We start from the raw sequence: 12,671 nt of genomic DNA on the forward strand, positions 1-12,671 counted from the left end.
CGTTGGAAGAACTGCGCATCGCGCAGTTCTTCCACCCCGAGTCCAGGGCTTGCCCTGGTTCGGGTCGAGGGGCGAACAGCCCCCGCGGGGCCCGGGGCAGCGCCCCGGCGCGGCGGTTTGCGATGAGACTATGCTCAGCCCTCGCGGGAGCGGGGAGACGTCAGGAGCAGCAGAAGAAGTCGCGCCGCTCGACGAACGCGAGCGCCGCGAGATCCGTTCGGATCAAGTCCCGCGCGCCGCGTGCGCCCACGGCCACGAGCACGAAGTGCTTTGCTGGATCGAGGGAAACCTTGGGCACGATCGGCGCCCCGCGCGCCGTGCGGCCGATCTTCTTCGGATCGATGTCCACGAACGCGGCGGCCTTCGCGCCCTCGGCCGCGAGTGCCCGCGCGAGCTTGCGCCCCGTCGGACCCGCGCCCCACACCACGAGCGCGCGCGGATCCCGCGCGAGGCGCGGTGCGAGGTAGTGCGCCTTCGCTTCGATGAATCGTACGATCGCGTAACGGCTGTCGCGGAACGTCGCGCGGCCTGGGTGGTGACGCCAGCGGAGGAGCGTTCGATCCACCTTGGCGAGCCCGTAGCCCGCGGCGTGGAGCCGGAGCCAGAGGTCGTAGTCCTCGGGCCAGTGCACGTCGCGGAACGCGCCCACGGCCTCGAACGCCTCGCGTCGCAGCATCACGGAGGGATGGCAGAGCGGAGCCTCGACGAAGATCTCGCGGTCGTGATCCTCGGTCGTCACGATCGCGTTTTGCCACGCCACGTACCGCGCGAGCCCCTCGCCGACGGCCTCGTCCGGGAACGGCTCCACACGTGTCCCGACGACGCCGAGGCGGTCGTCCTTGCGGAGCGCGTCGACCTGCAGCCGGAGCCGATCCGGGAGCGAGACGTCGTCCGCATCCATGCGCGCGAGGAAGGGCGCGCGCGCGGCCGCATGCGCGCAGGCGAGGGCACGCGCGATCCCTACGCCGCCCGTCTGGAGCGCCGCGATGCGCGGATCGTTCGCAGCCAAGCGCGCGATGAGCGCGGGTCCTCCATCGGTCGAGCCATCGTCGACGGCGAGGACCTCGATCGGCACGTCGCGCTCGGCGAGAATGCCCGCGAGCGCCTCCTCCAGCGTGTTCTCCGCGTTGCGATAGGGGATCAGGACGGAGACGAGCGGCGACACGGAAGGGCAGAGCTATGGCAGCCTGCGGCTCTTCCGCAACGACTCGCCGGTCGCGAGCCACTCGCGCGCCTCTTGCTCGTCCGTGAAGCGGCGGATGAACTTGTCCGCGCCCGTCTCGCGGGCGAGGCGGCTCATGTGGAGCGCGAGCACCTCGCTCTCGAGCACGGTCGCCAGGCGCCGCACGCCCATCGTCTTCGCGAGCTCGTGCACCTCGCGGACCTCCTCGACCACGTTCGGCGACGCGGGCCGGAATTTCCGCATGTCGGCGAAGATTTTGAGGTCGGAGCCGGTGAGCGTCACGGCCGAGCGTCGCAGCTCCGCGAGGAACTGCTTCATCTCGTCGACCTGCACGAGCCCTTCGATGGAGAACTCGATCAGCGTGTTCAGCTTGTCGAGCTTGATCTGGAACATGCGCGGAGCTCCGGGAGCGAACGCGACGATACCACGCCCGCGTGTCCGCCGAGAACGTGCCGCGGGCGCCTCGCCGCGCGGCTCACTTCTTGAACTTGCTGAGATGCGTGATGTACCAGCGACCCTGCCAGGAGATGATCACGCGCACCTCGATCGACTGCGTCTGCTCGCCGATCCGGTAGCGGAGCTTTCCGCGGAAGGTGCGGTAGTAGCCGATCTTGTTGCCCTCGTCGCCGGGCGGCACCCACTTCGGCGTGGAGCCGAGCTCGAACTTCTCGAACGTCGCGCCCTCCCACGACTTGCGCTTCTTGTGCAGGGCGTGGATGTCGCGCGCGTAGGTCCGGTGCAGTTGGTCCCAGTACTTGTCCGCGCCCTTCACGTCCTTCAGCGGGATGAAGGGCTCCTTCGGGAACCAGAACGACTCACCGCGCGCCGGATCGTCGGCCACGATCGCGTTGAAGAGCGCGGCGGCGCGCTTCTGCAGCTCTTCGCTGTCGAGCGGCGGCAGGACCTTGTTGTCCGCCACGTACGGCGCCGCGACCTCGGCCGCGTCGCTGCCCGCGTCCGAGATCGCGGCCGTCGCCGCGTCGCCCGCCGAAGCATCCGCGGGAGGCGCCTCCGCGTCCGCCGCGCCGCCGTCTGCGATCGGAGCCGCAGGGGAGGGCGGGGGAGCGACTGCGCTCGCCGTGGATGCCGCGAGTTCTTTCTGGGGGTCCGGGGGCGCCTGCGCGCTCGTGCATGCGGAGAGCACGACGAGCGCGAAGGCTTTTTGGAGCGAGAGGCCGTTGCGCAGGATGGCTACTTGTCCTTTTCGACGATGATGAGCTGGACGCGGCGGTTCTTCGCGCGCTGCGCGGCCGTCACGTTCGGCCCGAGCGGTTTGTCCTGACCGTAGCCCTTCGCCACGAGGCGCGAGGCGTCGACGCCCGCCGCGATGAGCCACGTCCGCACGGCCTGGGCGCGCTGCTCGCTGAGCGTCTGGTTGCGCTCGCGCGTGCCCGTGTTGTCCGTGTGCCCTTGGATCTCGACCTTGCGGATCTTCGGGCTTTGCTGCAGGACGTCCGCGATCTCCTCGAGCAGCGTGTTCGAGTCGCCGAGGATCTTCGCCGAGTCGCTCTCGAAGTGCACCTGCCGCGAGATCTTGATCTCGTTGCCCTGCACCTTGACGTTCGCGGCCCGCGCTGCCGGGCGCTTGTTCATCGCGAGCGCGACCTTCGCCTCGTCGTTCAGGCGCACGTCCGCGTCGCTCACGTGGTTCATGAAGCCCGCGGCCTCGGCGCGGATCTTCGTCGCACCAAGCGGCAGATCGCGGAACGTCACCGCGCCCTTGCCGTCGGCCGTCGCCGTGCGCTCCTTGCCCGTCGCGTCGACGATGCGCACGACCGCCGCGGGGATCGGCTCGCCCGTCTCGGCGTCACGCACGACCGCCGCGATCGCGCCGATCTTCGGAAGCGCTTCGAGCGCGCAGTCGACGTCCACGATCGCCGGACCTTGCTGCGGCGGAGGCGTCGCGGGGGCCGGCGCCGGGGGCTGCGGCAGCCCCGTGCTGGGCTGACCGAACGGCGCCTGCGGCGCGCCGAACTGACCCTGCGCGCCGAACTGACCTTGGGCACCGAACGGCGCTTGCGGCGCGCCGAACTGTCCTTGCGCGCCGAACTGCCCCGCCGGGGGCTGCGCGGGCTGCGCCGGTTGCGCCGGCGGCTCGGCCTTCGGAAGCGTGGGCGGCGGCGGCGCGACCACGGTCGCCTGGCACGTCGCCGGCTTGTAGCCCGGCGCGCGCACCGAGAACGTGTACGTCCCCGGCTCGAGGTGACGCGTGAGGAACGTGCCGCCGGCGCTCGTCGCGAACGGCGGATCCTGGCTCCCCTCGATGGAGACGATCGCGTCGGGGATCACGGCCTCGGGCTTGTTCGTCTCGTGCACCGTGCCGCGGACGAACGACTGCGGCGCCGGCAGGATCACGGGCTCCGGCGGCGGAGGCGGCGGAGGCGGCGGAGGCGGAGGCGGAGGCGGCGGCGGCTCCTTCGTGTCGTACGCGTACGCGAGCCCGAGGTAGACCGTCCACGGCGCTTGCGGCGCGATCTCCTCGATGAACACCGAGGTCGCCGAGAGGCCGATGTCCACGGCTGCGTGCGCCGACAGGCCGCGGAACGCCTTGCTGAACGGCGTCACGCGCGTGCCGATCGTGAGGCGCGAGGGCAGCGCTGCGTAGCCGGGGCCGCCTGCGGTCTGCGGATCATCCGCGCTGAAGTCGGCGAGCCCGAGGCAGACGTCGCCGCGCGAGACCCAGCCCGTGTGACACTCGTAGTCTTGTCGGTTCACGGGGATGTCGACCGTGTACTCGACGTACGGCTGCGCGAAGCGGAAGGGCAGCTCCACGCCGATCCACGGCGTGAAGAAGTCGACGCGGTTGATCCCGAGGCCGAAGCGCTCGATGCGCGAGATCGGCTGCCGCTCGCGGCCGTCGCGGTACTCGAGGGCGCGCCCCTCTTCCACCTCGCGCACGAGCTGACCGGAGTTGTCGACCTTGTAGCCGAGGTTCACGTTGATGCGCAGCGGGAAGCCTTGGCCGCCGGGCTTGCGGAAGTCGGCGCTCGCGAGGGCGCGGAAGAACGCGCTCGTGCCCGCGCCGGAGACGCCCACGCTGCCCGTGCCGTTCAGCAAGAAGAGCTGCGCCTCGGCGCCGAACGAGAAGTACGACCCGACGCGCGACGGCGTGAACAGCTTCAAGCCGAAGTTCGTGTCGCCGAGGACCTGCAGGAGCTGCGGCTTGCCTTGATCGTTCGAGTTCGCGTACGTGCGGATCGCCGCGAACGCCTCGAGGAACGAGAACGGCGTCGCGCTCAGTGCGAAGAACGCGCCGACGTGACTCGCCGAGTCCGCGAGGTTGTCGCGCGTGCAGGTGATCCGCTGCCCGGCGGCCGTCGAGAGATCCGGATCGCAGAGGAAGTTCGAGGTCGAGAAGAAGTCGCTGAGGAACGAGACGCGGAACGTCCCGGCCGCGCCCGAGCCGGCGTACGAGGTGCGCAAAAGGCCGGTCGAGCCAAACGTGTTCGGCTGCTCGATCAGCGTGCGCGCGCGCTCTTCGAGCTCGTCGACCTTCGGCGGCTCGACGGCCTTCTCCCCGGGGGGCTGCGGCTCTTGCGGGAGCGCGCCCTGGCCGGCGGGCGGCTGCTGTCCTGGAGGCGGCGGTAGCTGTCCTGGAGCGGGCTGGAACTGTCCTGGAGGCGGTTGGAACTGTCCTGGAGCCGGCTGGAACTGTCCTGGAGGCGGCTGGAACTGTCCTGGAGCCGGCTGGAACTGTCCGGGCGGGGGCTGGAACTGCCCCGGTTGCGGCTGGAACTGCCCCGGCGGCGGCTGCGGGCCGAACGGCTGCTGCGCCTTGGCGTCCGCAGTGACCAGGAGGCAGAAGGCCATGGGAAGCGCGGTGAGCGCGACGAGCCGCAGCGGCTCGGCAAAGGAGGCGTTCTCAAGCGTACGCATCGACCCTCGAAAGGCAGGGAAGGGGTCTCTCCCCCCACGGGAGTGGACCGTCCTCGCTGCGCGGGCGGTTGTACCATTCCCCCGAGAAAGCAGAAACTATCCGGTTGTGTCCCGGTACGGATCGGGGCCACTTCGCGGAATCACCCGTCGGAACGACGTAATTCGACGCTCGGGGCTTCGGGTCGCCCGAGAGGCGCCCTTCGCCCCGAACCCCATGCTACGAAGGGGCCAACATGGGTTCCCGCGGCCGAATCCTGATCGTTGACGACGAGGCCAACGCGCGGGCTGCGCTCGCCGAGATCCTGCGCGAAGAGGGGTACACGACGGAGACGGCGGCCGACGGCTTCAAGGCCCTCGGAAAGCTGGAAGAGTTCGCGCCCGACGTCGTCCTGACCGACCTCAAGATGCCGGGCCTCGACGGCATCGGCCTCATGGAAAAGGCGCAGGAGTCGCGCACCACGGCGACGTTCGTGGTGATGACCGCGTTCGGCACCATCTCGAACGCGGTCGAGGCCGTCAAAAAAGGCGCCTACAACTACCTCACGAAGCCGCTCGACTTCCAGGTGCTCGAGGTCGTCGTCGAGCGCGCGGTCGAGCAAGCGCGCCTGCTCCAAGAGAACTCGCGCCTCCGGCAGAAGCTACGCGAGCGAAACGCCTTCGGGCACGTGATCGCCTCGCATCCGAGCATGGTCAAGCTCCTCCGGCTCGTGGAGCAGGTCGCGCCGAGCCGCGCCAGCGTGCTCATCGTGGGCGAGACGGGCACGGGCAAGGAGCTCATCGCCGAGATGATCCACCGCGGCAGCCCCCGCGCGAAGGCGCCGCTCGTGCGGCTCAACTGCGCGGCGCTCAGCGAATCGCTCCTCGAGAGCGAGCTCTTCGGCCACGAGAAAGGCGCGTTCACGGGCGCGGTCGGCCGGCGCGAGGGCCGCTTCGAACAGGCCAGCGGCGGCACGCTGTTCCTCGACGAGGTCAGCGAGATCCCGCTGGCCACGCAGGTCAAGCTCCTGCGCTTTCTGCAAGAGCGCACGATCGAACGTGTCGGCGGCAACGAGACCTTGAAGGTCGACGTGCGCATCATCGCCGCGACGAACAAGGACCTGAAGCAGCGCATCGCCGAGGGCCAGTTCCGCGAGGATCTCTACTACCGGCTCAACGTCGTCACGCTGGAGATCCCGCCGCTCCGCCAGCGCGCGAGCGACATCCCCGAGCTCGCGGCCTTCTTCCTCGGCCGGTACGCCGAGGAGAACGGCAAGCGCATCGAAGGTTTTACCGACGACGCCCTCGCGGCGCTCGCGGCGTACGGCTGGCCCGGCAACGTGCGCGAGCTCGAAAATGCGGTCGAGCGCGCCGTGGTCCTCTGCGACGGACCACGCGTCGAGCGGCGCCACTTGCCTGCCTCGCTCGACGCGGGCGGCGGCGAGGGCGCGATGCCGCCGATCCCCGGCAGCACGATCTACGATCTGGAGAAGTACGCGATCCTCCGGACCCTGGAAGCGTGCAAGGGATCCACCTCGAAGGCCGCGACGATCCTCGGCATCAGCCCGCGCAAGATCCAGTACAAGCTGCACGAGTACACGAGCAGCGTGCCCGGCGTGCGTCGCGAGGGCGGTGAGGACGGCGGATGAGCGAGGCCGGGGCGATCGACGTAGGCGGCGGCGAGGACAGCGGCGCAGCGAGCGAGAGCGCGGCCGCGGGCGAGACATTGATCGAGGTGCGTGGCCTCCGGAAGACCTTCCGCATCGGGTTTTGGGGCCGGCGCGTCGAGGCGGTGAAGGGCGTCGACCTCGACGTCCGCCGCGGCGAGATCTTCGGCTTCCTCGGGCCGAACGGCGCGGGCAAGACCACGACGATCAAGATGCTCACGGGCCTCATCAAGCCCACGGGCGGCGAGGCGTTCCTCTTCGGCGCGCGCGTGCCGAGCGCGGAGGCGCGGCGCCGGATCGGCTTCCTCCCGGAAAACCCCTACGTCTACCCGTACCTGACCCCGCGCGAGTTCGTCACGCTCTGCGGCCGCCTCTCGGGCCTCGCGGGCGCCGCGCTCGCGTCGCGGACGCAGGCGATGCTCGCGAAGGTGGGCATCGCGTACGCGGCCGACAGGCCGGTGCGCCGCCTCTCGAAGGGGATGCTCCAGCGGACGGGGCTCGCGGCGGCGCTCGTCTCGGATCCGGAGCTCCTCGTCCTGGACGAGCCGATGAGCGGCCTCGATCCGGTCGGGCGCAAAGAGGTGCGTGATCTCATCCTCGAAGAGCGCGCGGCGGGCCGCACCATCTTCTTCTCGACGCACATCCTGAGCGACGTCGAGGCGATGTGTGATCGTGTGGCCATCCTGCGCGAGGGTCGGGTCGTCGTGCGTGGCGCGCTCCGCAAGCTCCTGCGCGGCGACGTGCTCCGGACGGATGTGACGCTCGCGGGTGCGAGCGAGGCCCTGCGCCGATCGTTCGAGCAGCAAGGACATGGCGTGCGGACGCGGGCGGATGTGGTCGTCGTGGAGATCGAGGGCGAGAAGCAGGTCGGCGACGTCCTCCGGGCGGCGCTCGACGAGGGCGCGCAGGTCCTCGAAGTCGTCCCGCGGCGCGAGACGCTCGAGGACCTTTTCATGCGACGGGCGCTTTCGCAGGGGTTGGCGCGCGAGGACTGAATCCCTCCCGGAACCGCTCTGCGAATTCTTTCATCAACGGTTCATACGCCGCGGGATCCGGAAAACCCTCGAAACTGTGCAGGGCGGGTGTGCTCGCCCAGGGGAGCTTTTCCCGGGTACACGTTTCGATGAACGGCCAGAACCAGCTCGGATCGTCGAGCATCGTCGGGCGGACGATGACGATCGTGTCCACGCCGGGGGGCCGGTTGAACATCCAGGTCATGCAATACGGGCAGAAGAAATGGCGCACCGGGCCGTGCAGGCCACCGATCACGGGCTCGCCCTGCGTCACCTGAAAGCCGTCGCTCGGAAGCAAAATGCCGAGCGAGAAGGCGCTGGCGCTCATTCGCTGACAGCCGGTGCAGTGGCAGGCCGCCGTGACCATCGGCGGGGCGGTGATCTTCAGCCGGACCTGACCACAGCGACATCCGCCTTCCCAGGGCAATTTCCAATCGTTCATCTCGCCTCCCGTTCGGGGATGTGTGGCAGGTTTGCCTGACAGTCAAGGCATTGGCGGGCGTGTTCGTGAAGGGGCGGTTCGGGTTGTCGGTGTGGGGTTCGGACACCGTCCGATTCACGGTGCGGCGCGCGCCGGAGGCCGCGCTAGGCTCGCGGCCTTCCTGGAGGAATCATGCGCTTTTGGCTTCGATCATTCGTCCTTCTCTCGCTCGCCTCGGGCCTGCTCGCCTGTGGGGATGATTCGGACGCGAACGGCCCGGGCGGCTCCGGCGACTGCACCTGCTCCGTGACGATCCAAGACGACTCGCGGGACCTTGCGTGCGGCGAGTCGGCGTGTATCGGGCCGATCGACGACGACCGGTGGGTGACCTGTGGCGAGGGGGGCCCGGTCATCGGAAACAGGCTTTGCATTCTCGATCGCTGGGAGGCGACCACGCCCAAGGAGCACGACTGCGACGGCCGGCAGACCTGCGCCCCCGACACGTATTGCGTCGTTCGCGCCGGCGAGCCGCCGCGGCAGACCGAGTGCCGGCCCCTTCCCGCCGGGTGTACGCCGACGACGAACGGCAGCGACTTCTGCGATTGTCTCGAGCCGGACGCGATGATGGCTGGCGTCTGCGCCGGAGCGTCCTACGTCAATAGCTGCGACTACACCGATCCGCGCGCGATGGAAGTCTTCTGCAACGATTGAGCCCCACGAAGCAGGCTCAGCTCGGGAACACCAGCCGCAACGCGACCCGGGCGACGTGATCTTCCACGATCCGTCGCCCGGCTTCGCCTCCCGCGCCCGCGATTTGCTCGAGGTCCGCGTCCGCGAGGAGCGCGAGGTGCATGATCAAGCCGGTCATCGTCTGCAGCGTCAGCCGCGCCTCGGCGACGTCGAGGCCGCCCATGCTCGCGATGAGCGATGCGAATCCGTCGAGCATGGGCCCGCGCACGTGCCGGGCCCGCTGCGGCTCGAGGCGACCGAGCTCGGCATTGAGCCTCGCGCGCAGCTTGAGGCTCTGCCGCTCCGCGACCGCGAAGCAATAGATCCGCCGCGCCGCCTGCTCGATCAGGGCGCGCGGGTCCGTTTGCGTCGCGAGCGCGGCGAGCTCGACGACCAGCGCGCCGAGTCGCTCGTAATAGGTGTCGAGGCAAGCCTCCAGCAGGCTCTCCTTGGTCGGGAAATAGTAGTGGATCGTTCCGAGGCTCACGCCCGCGCGCGTCGCGACCTGCCGGACCGACACGTCGACGTCGCCGTCGTCGGTCTCGACCAGCTCCTGTCGGGCCGCGGCGACGATCCGGTTCCAGGTCTCCTCGGAGCACGTGTCCTTGGGGCGTACCATCAGATGGCGCGGTAGCATACCCGCGCCCGGTTTACCGCTCAGAGCAGGCAAATGTGCATCGGTGTGAAACCCTCGACGCCGAGGTGCACGATCGTCCCCTGATCGCCCACGAGAAACCCATCCACGAGCTCGTAGGCGACATCGTGGAAATCCACCTCGAAGGGCAATTTCACCCGTTCGAGCCGGCTTCTCTCCGAGAACAAGCCTCCCTGAAACCACACCGTGCCCCGCCGCCCCACGGCGATGATCTCGCTCATCCCGCTCCAGTGATTGTGCGCCGTAGCGCGCACCTCTTCGCCCGCGATGACGTCCTTCGCCACGGGCCAGGGCGCGAACGAGGGCGGCGGCGAGGGCGGCTCGGTTTTCCCTGACCGCACATACGAGAGCCAAACTCCATCGCCCATGATCTGCAGCTCGTCCACGACACGCAGCGTCGCCTGCGTCGGCGGGGGACGCGGAATGCACACGAGCTCGTTCTCGTGGGATCTGCAATAGACCATCACCCCGCCCGCGCCCACGGCGCACAGGTATCCCGCGCAGCTCCCGAGGGCATACAGATCCGCCGTCGTCCGCGTCTTCACGGAGCGCCAAACACCCTCGGGCGACCGCTCCACCATCACCCCGCCCGCGCCCACGGCCAACGTCTTGCGGGCGAGGTGGTATAGCGCGAAGAGATCCGCCGTTGTCCCCGTCGATTCGACCCGCCAAACCCCGGTCGGGTCGCGGAAGGCGGCCGCCCCGTTCGACCCCACCGCGAGGTAGGGCGGGTTTTTCCTTTGCTCTTCCGTGACGGTCTGCCCGTCCTTGTAATAGGGCGTCGGGGCGAGGGCGTGGAGGTTCTCCGTCGTCCCCGTGGATTCGGGTTGCCAGCCAGCCTTCGCATCACGCACGAGCGCCGTCCCGTGGTCGCCCACGACGAGCACCCGCCCGCCTTTGATCATGCCGATCGCGCGCAGCGCCTCCGTCGTACGGCTGTCCTCCCGCTCGAATCGATACAGGTAAGCTGGAGGGTTTCCCCCGAAGGCCGTCTCCGGCACGCGCCGGATCTCGAAGGGCTTCGTATCGTGGCCCAGCGACGCGAGCGGTTTTTCCACGCCGGGCGGCGGACCACACCGATCGTCGGAGCTCATTGTGGCGTACGAGGCGCACGCCGTGCTCCCGAACAGGCTCGCGAGCAAGAGCGCTCGTGTGATGCTCATTGCGCCACCTCCTCCATGTCGAGCACGTAGGCCCCGGCGAGCCGGGCCTCGTCGAGGTGGCTCCCGTTCGGGTTTCGAGCGCCGAGCCGCGTCGAATCGAGCACCACGAAATGGTCACCCGCGGGCAGATCGGCCGTGACCTCCACCTCGTATTGCCCCGCGTCCGCGCGCGTGCAAACGATCGGCTTGCCGTGACAACCACTCCGGATCTCCAGCGCCGGCGGGAAATGCGCCGCGGCGAGCAGACGGACGCGCGCCTTCGCGGCCAGCGAGATTCGATGCACCGATTCTCCCCCGAGCAGGCCACACGAGGCGCGCGCGCCGCCCGACTTCGATTGGAACTCCCCGTACGTCCGTTCGCCCGGACGAAGGAGCGGCGCGCTCGAGCAGAGCGGCGCGACGAGCGCGGGCTCCTCGGGGCGGATCACCGCGGTCTTCGAGGTGTCGCGATCGACGCGGAGCGTGTACGTCCCCGCCTCGTCCCAGAGGTTTCCGTCGACGATGACCCAGTAAAAATCGGGTTCGAGCGGGAGCGACAGCGTCGCCTTTTGGCCCGCATGCGCGCCCTTGCAGCCGATGCCGAGGCGACCCGGGCCCTTGATCTTCTGCTGGATCTGGATCACGCCCTCGAACGTCTCGGGGAGGAATTCGAAGCGATAACTCGCCGCCTCGCGCACCTCGAAGCCGTAGAGGTGATCGAGGTCCTGGCCCACACGCCCACCATTTTTGCAGTACGAGCCGCCGCTATGGTCCGGCGAGCGCGTGTCCCCACGCGAAACCTTGCCGAGCTCGAGCGTCCTCTTCGGTTCGGTGAGGACCGGCGTATCCGGAGACGTGTTGATCCGCGGGACTTTCGCGCACGCCGAGAGCGCGCAGAGGAGCGCGGCGAGGAGAGGGGCGGGGGAGAGCTTCATGAAGCCGGCGCCATCTTGCCCGGGACGACGGGGCGCGTCCACGATGAAGGTGAGCCGGGATGCAGGCCTGTCGGGCGTTCAGCCCTCGCCCACCGCTTCCTCCAGCTCGGCCACACGCGCGGCGAGCTCCGCGGCGGCCTTTTTGGCCGCCAAGAGCTCGGCCTTCTTTTGTGCCTTCTCCGCGTCGGCCCTGGCGCGCGCCAGGGCTTCCTCCTGCACGACCATTTCGTCGCGTTGCTTTTTCATGGTGGAGAGCTCCACCTCGGCCGCCGCGATGCGCCGGTCGAGCTCTCGGATGGTGAGCCGCTCCGCGCTCGATCCTTGACGGAAGAAGGAATCGGCCCAGCCGGTCCCGAGCTCGGGCGTCTTGTGCTGGGTTTCGCCGAGCTTGCCGTGGATGGATTTGCGCAGCGCATTGAAGGCGTCGATGCATTGCTTGCGCGAGCCGACGGAACGGAAATCGGCGATGTTCTGGGCCACGGCGTCCTGCGCCTTGGTCTTGTCATCGCCGAGCACGACCAGATTCGCGAGCCTGACCCCGATCTCCTGGAGCTGCGCGCTCGAGGACGCCTGGAGCGAGGGGGGCCAATGGCGCATGGTATCGAGCTGTCCGCCGAGGATGGGGCGTTTGAGCTCGCTCGGCCTCTGGGTCGCGAAGTAATGGGCGTACGGGAGGGCGCCGCGGTCGTTCTTCGCCTCGATGAGGGTCAGGGCGGCAATGCTGTCGGTGAGGCGGTCGAGGTCGGCGTCCAAAAACTCCACGGCGGCGTTCGCCGCGAACCGTTCGCCGATCAGCGCGAGCTCCGCCATCAAGGTGGCGTCGAGCTGCGAGCGGAAGGTGTCGAACTCGGGCAGCAAAGGCACCGCGAGCGGATGCGACACGAGGCGCCCGCGGGTGAAAAAGAACTCTTCATACAGGGTGAGAATGCCCGTCCGCGCGACGAGCGTGACGATTCCAGCCATGACGGCACCCTAACGTGGCACACATGCAGGGGGCAACACAAAACTGGATGGATCACGCGCGTCGAGCCTCGACGGGGAGTTTGCGGCGGCCGGAGGGCCAAGGTGCGCGAC

The 12,671-nt window shown here is 69.0% G+C and carries 12 protein-coding genes; 3 read left to right on the forward strand and 9 right to left on the reverse strand.

All coding sequences use genetic code 11. The features are described 5' to 3' along the window. Positions 1–160 precede the first annotated feature (160 nt). From KEG57_RS36770 to KEG57_RS36785, 4 genes are all read right to left on the reverse strand, one after another. Positions 161–1,165 carry a glycosyltransferase gene (locus KEG57_RS36770; protein ID WP_272425099.1) on the reverse strand — a complete coding sequence of 335 codons (1,005 nt, stop codon included), beginning with the start codon at positions 1,163–1,165 and terminating at the stop codon, positions 161–163. Positions 1,166–1,177: 12 nt separating this feature from the next. Then, positions 1,178–1,576, reverse strand: a complete 399-nt coding sequence (locus KEG57_RS36775; protein WP_272425100.1) for an STAS/SEC14 domain-containing protein — start codon at positions 1,574–1,576, stop codon at positions 1,178–1,180. An 82-nt stretch (positions 1,577–1,658) separates the two neighbouring features. Further along, complete coding sequence (locus tag KEG57_RS36780) at positions 1,659–2,327, reverse strand: hypothetical protein (protein WP_272425101.1); 669 nt, start codon at positions 2,325–2,327, stop codon at positions 1,659–1,661. 47 nt (positions 2,328–2,374) lie between these two features. After that, positions 2,375–5,059 carry an OmpA family protein gene (locus tag KEG57_RS36785; protein WP_272425102.1) on the reverse strand — a complete coding sequence of 895 codons (2,685 nt, stop codon included), beginning with the start codon at positions 5,057–5,059 and terminating at the stop codon, positions 2,375–2,377. A 233-nt stretch (positions 5,060–5,292) separates the two neighbouring features. Between KEG57_RS36785 and KEG57_RS36790 the strand changes: the two genes are divergently transcribed. Both KEG57_RS36790 and KEG57_RS36795 read left to right on the forward strand, forming a co-directional pair. After that, positions 5,293–6,684 carry a sigma-54-dependent transcriptional regulator gene (locus tag KEG57_RS36790; protein ID WP_272425103.1) on the forward strand — a complete coding sequence of 464 codons (1,392 nt, stop codon included), beginning with the start codon at positions 5,293–5,295 and terminating at the stop codon, positions 6,682–6,684. Beyond that, the gene (locus tag KEG57_RS36795) at positions 6,681–7,697 is read left to right on the forward strand and encodes an ABC transporter ATP-binding protein (protein WP_272459361.1); all 1,017 of its coding nucleotides are present in this window, start codon (positions 6,681–6,683) and stop codon (positions 7,695–7,697) included. Before KEG57_RS36790 ends, KEG57_RS36795 begins: the two co-directional genes overlap by 4 nt. Here the strand turns inward: KEG57_RS36795 and KEG57_RS36800 are convergent. Further along, complete coding sequence (locus KEG57_RS36800) at positions 7,654–8,157, reverse strand: GFA family protein (protein WP_272459362.1); 504 nt, start codon at positions 8,155–8,157, stop codon at positions 7,654–7,656. The two genes, KEG57_RS36795 and KEG57_RS36800, sit on opposite strands and share 44 nt — an antisense overlap. Positions 8,158–8,328: 171 nt before the next feature. On the opposite strand from KEG57_RS36800, the gene KEG57_RS36805 reads away from it, so the two are divergent. Continuing rightward, positions 8,329–8,847 (forward strand): hypothetical protein, encoded by a 519-nt coding sequence (locus tag KEG57_RS36805; RefSeq protein ID WP_272459363.1) that lies wholly within the window; start codon positions 8,329–8,331, stop codon positions 8,845–8,847. 16 nt (positions 8,848–8,863) lie between these two features. Here the strand turns inward: KEG57_RS36805 and KEG57_RS36810 are convergent, their stop codons facing one another. From KEG57_RS36810 to KEG57_RS36825, 4 genes are all read right to left on the reverse strand, one after another. Beyond that, positions 8,864–9,484 (reverse strand): TetR/AcrR family transcriptional regulator, encoded by a 621-nt coding sequence (locus KEG57_RS36810; RefSeq protein WP_272459365.1) that lies wholly within the window; start codon positions 9,482–9,484, stop codon positions 8,864–8,866. 38 nt (positions 9,485–9,522) lie between these two features. Continuing rightward, positions 9,523–10,683 (reverse strand): hypothetical protein, encoded by a 1,161-nt coding sequence (locus KEG57_RS36815; RefSeq protein ID WP_272459366.1) that lies wholly within the window; start codon positions 10,681–10,683, stop codon positions 9,523–9,525. Next, positions 10,680–11,597: a hypothetical protein gene (locus KEG57_RS36820; protein WP_272459367.1), complete on the reverse strand. Its 918-nt coding sequence runs from the start codon at positions 11,595–11,597 to the stop codon at positions 10,680–10,682. The genes KEG57_RS36815 and KEG57_RS36820 overlap by 4 nt, the downstream gene beginning before the upstream one ends. A 78-nt stretch (positions 11,598–11,675) precedes the next feature. Beyond that, complete coding sequence (locus KEG57_RS36825) at positions 11,676–12,560, reverse strand: hypothetical protein (RefSeq protein ID WP_272425110.1); 885 nt, start codon at positions 12,558–12,560, stop codon at positions 11,676–11,678. Positions 12,561–12,671 lie beyond the last annotated feature (111 nt).

The sequence above is a fragment of the Polyangium jinanense genome, assembly GCF_028435365.1.

Bases quoted from the DNA above. Each gene is read 5' to 3' on its own strand.
- KEG57_RS36775 (WP_272425100.1), bottom strand. From the start codon at position 1,576: ATGTTCCAGATCAAGCTCGACAAGCTGAACACGCTGATCGAGTTCTCC.
- KEG57_RS36785 (WP_272425102.1), bottom strand. From the start codon at position 5,059: ATGCGTACGCTTGAGAACGCCTCCTTTGCCGAGCCGCTGCGGCTCGTC.
- KEG57_RS36790 (WP_272425103.1), top strand. From the start codon at position 5,293: ATGGGTTCCCGCGGCCGAATCCTGATCGTTGACGACGAGGCCAACGCG.
- KEG57_RS36795 (WP_272459361.1), top strand. From the start codon at position 6,681: ATGAGCGAGGCCGGGGCGATCGACGTAGGCGGCGGCGAGGACAGCGGC.
- KEG57_RS36800 (WP_272459362.1), bottom strand. From the start codon at position 8,157: ATGAACGATTGGAAATTGCCCTGGGAAGGCGGATGTCGCTGTGGTCAG.
- KEG57_RS36805 (WP_272459363.1), top strand. From the start codon at position 8,329: ATGCGCTTTTGGCTTCGATCATTCGTCCTTCTCTCGCTCGCCTCGGGC.
- KEG57_RS36810 (WP_272459365.1), bottom strand. From the start codon at position 9,484: ATGGTACGCCCCAAGGACACGTGCTCCGAGGAGACCTGGAACCGGATC.
- KEG57_RS36815 (WP_272459366.1), bottom strand. From the start codon at position 10,683: ATGAGCATCACACGAGCGCTCTTGCTCGCGAGCCTGTTCGGGAGCACG.
- KEG57_RS36820 (WP_272459367.1), bottom strand. From the start codon at position 11,597: ATGAAGCTCTCCCCCGCCCCTCTCCTCGCCGCGCTCCTCTGCGCGCTC.
- KEG57_RS36825 (WP_272425110.1), bottom strand. From the start codon at position 12,560: ATGGCTGGAATCGTCACGCTCGTCGCGCGGACGGGCATTCTCACCCTG.